This window comes from Microbacterium sp. Bi128 (assembly GCF_918698205.1).
In genome coordinates, this window is record NZ_CAKKMM010000226.1 from 1 (window position 1) to 6,518 (window position 6,518).

The 6,518-nt window shown below is 68.5% G+C and carries 6 protein-coding genes; all 6 read left to right on the forward strand.

The window, feature by feature from the left end; all coding sequences use genetic code 11:
• Window positions 1–51 precede the first annotated feature (51 nt).
• Window positions 52–1,254: a Gfo/Idh/MocA family protein gene (locus LQV45_RS15360; protein WP_230007782.1), complete on the forward strand. Its 1,203-nt coding sequence runs from the start codon at window positions 52–54 to the stop codon at window positions 1,252–1,254.
• 1 nt (window position 1,255) lies between these two features.
• Window positions 1,256–2,251, forward strand: a complete 996-nt coding sequence (locus tag LQV45_RS15365; RefSeq protein WP_230007783.1) for a sugar phosphate isomerase/epimerase — start codon at window positions 1,256–1,258, stop codon at window positions 2,249–2,251.
• 470 nt (window positions 2,252–2,721) lie between these two features.
• Window positions 2,722–3,825, forward strand: coding sequence for a hypothetical protein (locus LQV45_RS15370; RefSeq protein ID WP_230007784.1), 1,104 nt, complete (start codon window positions 2,722–2,724; stop codon window positions 3,823–3,825).
• A 66-nt stretch (window positions 3,826–3,891) separates the two neighbouring features.
• Complete coding sequence (locus LQV45_RS15375) at window positions 3,892–4,428, forward strand: GNAT family N-acetyltransferase (RefSeq protein ID WP_230007785.1); 537 nt, start codon at window positions 3,892–3,894, stop codon at window positions 4,426–4,428.
• A 111-nt stretch (window positions 4,429–4,539) separates the two neighbouring features.
• A complete protein-coding gene (locus tag LQV45_RS15380; protein WP_230007786.1) occupies window positions 4,540–5,274 on the forward strand; it encodes a DsbA family oxidoreductase in 735 nt (244 codons plus the stop codon).
• A 129-nt stretch (window positions 5,275–5,403) separates the two neighbouring features.
• Window positions 5,404–6,518: nicotinate phosphoribosyltransferase (locus tag LQV45_RS15385; protein ID WP_230007787.1), on the forward strand; the 1,115-nt coding region annotated here is incomplete at its 3' end.

A 6,518-nucleotide genomic window follows, 5' to 3' on the forward strand; every position in this document is an offset into this window, starting at 1 on the left:
GCCCTCCCCAAGGACTGGGACCCCACCGCTTCCACACTCTAGGGACCAGCAATGAATTCCCACGAAACCACCCCCGGCCCCGCCGCCGGTTCACGTTTGGGTGTGGCCATGATCGGGTACGCGTTCATGGGCAAGGCCCACTCGAACGCCTGGCGGAATGTTGCCAGCTACTTCGACGTCCCGGCGTTCGAACGGCGCGTCCTGGTCGGCCGCGACCGGGACGGCGTCGCCGAGGCGGCCGCAAAGTACGGCTGGGCCGAGTCCGCCACGGACTGGCGCGCAGTGATCGCCCGGGATGACATCCACATCGTCGATATCTGCGCGCCGGGGTTCATGCACGCGGAAATCGCCATCGCCGCGCTGGCCGCCGGCAAGCACGTCCTGGTCGAGAAACCGCTGGCCAACACCCTCGCCGAGGCCGAGGCCATGGCGGAGGCGGCCCGGACCGCGCGGGGGCAAGGCGTGCAGTCCATGATCGGCTTCAACTACCGCCGGGTCCCGGCCCTGGCGCTGGCCCGGGAGCTGATCGCGGAGGGCCGGCTCGGCGCCGTCCGGCACGTCCGGGCCGCCTACCTGCAGGACTGGCTCGTGGACCCGGAGTCGCCCATGACGTGGCGGCTAAACAAGGACACCGCCGGGTCCGGGGCGCTGGGCGATATTGCCAGCCACGCGATCGACCAGGTGCTGTTCCTCCTGGGCGAGCCGGTCACCGAGGTCTCCGGCCGGCTGCACACTTTCACGCCGCGGCGCCCGGGCGCTGCCGGGCTGGAGGAGGTGACGGTCGACGACGCCGCCTGGGCCACGCTGACCCTCGCCTCCGGGGCCATCGCCTCGGTGGAGGTCTCCCGGGTGGCCGCCGGGCGGAAGAACTCGCTCACGCTGGAGATCTATGGCGACAAGGGAGCCCTGCTCTTCGATCTGGAGGATCTGAACGAGCTCGGCTTTCTGGACGCCACACTGCCGGTCCGCGAACAGGGCTTCCGCCGGATCCTCGTCAACGAACCCGAGCACCCGTACCTTGAAGCATGGTGGCCGCAGGGCCACGTGATCGGCTGGGAACACACGTTTACGCACGAGATCCGCGACTTCCTCGTCGCGGTGGGCAACGGAACCCAGCCGTCGCCGTCGTTCGAGGACGGGCTGGCCGTCCAGCGGATCCTCGCCGCCGTGGAGGAAAGCGCCGCGGCCAAAAGTTCACTCATCCAGCTCACCCCGTCCGCACGGACCACCCAAACGATTACCGAAGGAACCTGACATGCCCCGCCCGTACACCCTGTTCACCGGCCAGTGGGCCGATCTGCCCTTTGAGGAAGTCGCCCGCCTGGCCTCCGGCTGGGGCTACGACGGCCTGGAAATCGCTGTCTCCGGTGACCACCTGGACGCCTGGCGCTGGGACGAGCCCGGCTACGTCGAGTCCAAGCTGGCCGTGCTGGAGAAGTACAACCTCAAGGTCTGGGCAATCTCCAACCACCTCAAGGGCCAGGCGGTGTGCGATGACCCGATCGACTTCCGGCACGAGGCGATCGTCGGGGCCAGGGTCTGGGGCGACGGCGAGCCAGAAGGCGTCCGCCAACGCGCGGCCGAGGAAATGAAACACACCGCCCGGCTCGCCAAGGTCCTCGGCGTCGACACCGTGGTCGGGTTCACCGGATCCTCCATCTGGCAGTACGTCGCGATGTTCCCGCCCGTGCCGGAGAAGGTCATCGAGGCCGGCTACCAGGACTTCGCCGACCGCTGGAACCCCATCCTGGACGTCTTCGACGAAAACGGTGTCCGCTTCGCGCACGAGGTCCACCCCTCCGAGATCGCCTACGACTACTGGACCACCGTCCGGACCCTCGAGGCGATCGGGCACCGCGAGGCCTTCGGCCTGAACTGGGACCCGTCCCACTTCATGTGGCAGGGCATCGACCCCGTCTCCTTCATCTGGGACTTCAAGGACAGGATCTACCACGTGGACTGCAAGGACACGAAGCTGCGCCCCACCGGCCGGAACACCGTGCTGGGCTCGCACCTGCCCTGGGGCGACCCGCGCCGTGGCTGGGACTTCGTCTCCGCCGGCCGCGGGGACGTGCCGTGGGAATCGTCCTTTCGCGCCCTGACCGCGATCGGCTACGCCGGCCCCATCTCGGTCGAATGGGAAGATGCCGGCATGGACCGGCTCCACGGCGCCCCCGAAGCCCTCGCCGCGCTGAAGAAGTTCGACTTCCCGGCCTCGAACACCTCCTTCGACGCCGCGTTCAAGCAGTAGCGGGGCGCCGCAGGGTGCGGATCCGCTACGTTTCCGGACAGACGCGGCGAAACCGGTCCGGCGCACCGCGGATCCGCGCTGCGCCGGACCGATTCCGTGGCCCTGGTCCGATTCCGTAGCGGAACTTATCAGTCCACAGCTGTCATCGTCGGGAGCCTCGAGTGCCGGAAATCCCGGAAAACACCATCGCACCGCGGGAACTTCAGCCCGGCCAGCGCTGCGAGGTCTGGATCGCGCCCGTCACAGGTGAGCGCGAGCTGGCGTTCCCCAACGTGGACGTGCTCCTTGAGGCGCCGAACACCTCCCGAGTGCAAGTTCCGCCGACTGTTGACATGGGACTCCGAGCGGTCCGATGCTGAGCTGATCCGGTATTGCTTCCCCCTCGGTGCGGCTTTGCGCATCGAGCAGGTGCAGGAACATTCCCCCTCCTCGTGCGACCCAGCCGAGAGATAGCAAAAAGGAGCACCCCCATGCACATCGACATGCCGACCCGGGACGACGTGGAACGGCTGGCCGCAGCGCGCGATCCACACAGCGTCACCGTGTATCTTTCGACGAGCAGCGTCCCTGCCCATTCGGAGGACAATCAGTCCAGAGCCCGGTCCTTGTTCAGTTCCGCCGTCGCACAGCGCCGCGAAGCGGGAAGCAACGACGCGGTCGTCGCGATAGAAACGTTTCTCGACGAGCTGCTGGGATCCCCGGAATTCTGGTTTGAGATGGGGCGGAGCCTGGCCATCTTCGTGACGCCGACTTCGATTCTCGAGTTCCGTTTGCCCAACGATCTCGAAGACCACGTAAGCGTGGCCGATCGTTTCGCCATCACACCGCTCCTCCGTGCCCTCACCTTCCCCAACGCGGCGCTCGTGCTCGCCATCTCCCAGAACGGGGCACGGCTCATCGAGGTCACGGCGGACCGACCGGCCGAAGAGGTCACAGTACCGGGCATGCCACAGGGTGCAGCCAGTGCCGTCGGGCTCGAATCGATCGGCGGCCGCTCCCACTTCGGGCGGCTGCATGGCGACGAGGGACGAAAGGTACGGCTAGCCCAGTACGCCCGTTCCGTCGACCACGTGCTTCGTCCATTGTTGAACGGGCAGTCCCTGCCGCTGGTGATCGCTGCGACGGAGCCGCTCGCGAGCATCTACCGCAACCTCGCAGGATACGCCCACCTCGCGTCCGAGGGCATCGAGGGGAACCCCGATGAACTGACCCCGGCCCAATTGGCGGAAGCGGCGCGTGGCGTACTTGACCGGATCTATGCGGCCGACCTTGTTGCCCTGCAAACGACGTTTGAAGAGCGTCGCCCCAGCGGCCGCGGCACCGCCGACCTCAGCGACTTGGCGCGGGCCGCCGCCTTCGGCGCCATTGCGACGCTCGCCGTGGACATGGATGCCAGTGTCAAAGGTGCTGTCGGAGACGACGGCGCACTCACCCTGGACGGCGACACCGGACAGGACGTGGTCGAGGAAATCGCTCGCCGGGCCCTCGGCTCGGGCGCCAGGGTCTTCGCCGTGCGCCGATCCGACATGCCGGAAAATGTGGAGGCCGTCGGGATCCTCCGCTACGCCATCTGATATGTAGCCCCCAACCACGCCAGTTCTTATTGATGCCCGGGCCCCGCCGCGGGCTAGGGTTTAGCCATGACGCACCGGATCCGGACAGCAACCGCGGACGACGCCGGGAAGCTGGCCGCACTCGCGGCCGTCACCTTCCCGCTCGCGTGCCCGCCGGAGTCCCGGCCGGAGGACATCGCGGCCCACCTCGCCAATACCCTGAGCGAGGCAAATTTCCGGGCCTATCTGGCAGATCCAGAGGTCACGGTGCTGGTGATCGACGCCGACGGCGACCTCCGCGGTTACAGCCTGCTGGTGGCCCGCCCCGCCCGGGACCCGGACGTAGCCGCCATCCTGGGCGAGCTGCCGTGCACCGAACTGAGCAAATGCTACGTCCACCCGGACCACCACGGGCTCGGCGCCTCGGCCGAACTGATGCACGCCAGCATCGGCGCGGCTGCGGAAGCCGGCGCCCGCGGGCTCTGGCTCGGCGTGAACAGCCAGAACGCCCGGGCCATCCGGTTCTACGAAAAGTCCGGCTTCCGCAAGGTCGGCACCAAGTCCTTCCAGCTCGGCACCACCGTGGAGCACGACTTCGTGATGGAGCGCCCAGTCGCGCCGTGAGGCCGCGGGCGCCGGCCGGCCCTCAGCCGGGAGGACCCTTAGCCGTGGGGCCGTGACGAAGCCGACAGGCCGCCGGGGAATGGACCCGGCGGCGGCGCGGTTGTTGCGGGCATGAAGATTGAGATCTGGTCCGACGTCGCCTGCCCCTGGTGCTACATCGGCAAACGCCGTTTCGAAACCGCCCTCGCGGCCTTCCCGCACCGCGATTCCGTGGAGGTGCAGTGGCGCAGCTACCAGCTGGACCCCACGCTCCCGGAGCACTACGACGGCACCGAACTGGACTACCTGAGCACGCGCAAGGGCATGGCGCCGGCGCAGGTATCGCAGATGTTCGAGCACGTCGCGGCCCAGGCCAAGGGCGAGGGGCTGAACTACCGGTTCGACGCCGTCGTGGTCGCCAACAGCTTCACGGCCCACCGACTGATCCACCTCGCCGCCGCCCACGGCCAGCAGGACGCCGCGAAGGAACGCCTGCTCAGCGACCACTTCGAGCATGGCAAGGACATCGGCAGCCAGGACTACCTGACCGCCCTGGGCCTGGACCTCGGACTCGATGCGGGCGAACTGGCGGAACTGTTCAGCACCGAGGCCTACGCCGACGCCGTCCGCAACGACATCGTCGAGGCCCGCGCCCTGGGCATCAGCGGCGTCCCGTTCTTCGTGATCGACCGGAAGTTCGGACTCTCCGGTGCCCAACCCGCCGAAACCTTCACCGCCGCCCTCGAGCAGGCGTGGCAGGACAGCCACCCGCTGGTCATGGTGGGCGCCGGCGCGGAGGCTGCGGACGCCACCACCGATTCCCCCGCGGAATCCGGCGCCTGCGGCCCGGACGGCTGCCCCGTCTGAGCCCGGCATCGTCGAAGTCGCCGGAAACTCCCGGATTCGCCGGAAGTTTCCGGCGACTCGGGGCGTTTCCAGCGAACTCCCGGCACGGGTGGCACCTGCGGCTTCGGGCGGCCCGGCCTAGAGTGGATCATGGACACTTCGGCCGGACCGGACGGACCCCGGACCTCCCTGTTTACCGACCACTATGAGCTGACCATGTTCCAGGCGGCCCTCCACTCCGGGGCCGCGCACCGCCGGTCCGTCTTCCAGGCCTTCGCCAGGGGACTGCCGTCCGGGCGCCGGTACGGGATCGTGGCCGGCACCGGCCGGCTCCTCGAGGGAATCGCGAACTTCCGCTTCAACGAGGACGACGTCGATTTCCTGGCCGCCACCGGCGTGGTCCATGAGGACACCCTGGAGCATCTGGCCGCCTTCCGGTTCTCCGGCGACATCTGGGGCTATCCGGAAGGTGAAGCCTACTTCCCGCACTCCCCCGTCCTGATCGTCGAATCGACGTTCGCCGAGGCCTGCGTCCTGGAGACCTACGTCCTGTCGGTGCTGAACCATGACAGCGCCATCGCCTCGGCCGCATCCCGGATGACCAGCGCCGCCGGCGGCAGGCCCTGCATTGAGATGGGCTCCCGCCGCACCCACGAGGAAGCGGCCGCCGCGGCGGCCCGCGCGGCTGTCATCGCGGGCTTTTCCGGCACCTCCAACCTGGCCGCCGGGCGGCGTTACGGCCTGCGGACCATCGGCACCGCGGCCCACTCCTTCACCCTGCTCCACGACTCCGAGCGCGACGCTTTCGCGGCGCAGCTTGCCTCGCTCGGGTCCGGCACCACGCTGCTCGTGGACACGTACGACGTCGAACTGGCGGTCCGTACCGCCGTCGACCTCGCCGGAGACAAACTTGGGGCCATCCGGCTGGACTCCGGAGACCTCGTGGCCCAGGCACGGTGGGTCCGGGAACTCCTGGACAGCCTCGGCAACGTGCACACCAGGATCGTGGTGACCTCGGACCTGGACGAATTCGCCGTCGCCGCGCTCCGCTCCGCCCCGGCCGATTCCTATGGCATCGGCACGTCCCTGGTGACCGGATCCGGGGCGCCAACGGCCGGGATGGTCTACAAGCTGGTGAGCCGGGCCGGTGACTCCGGTGAGCTGGCTGCCGTGGCGAAGACCTCGAAGGACAAGATCAACATGGGCGGGCGCAAGTTCGCCGTGCGCCGCCTCGACGACCGCGGCACCGCCACCCACGAGGTCCT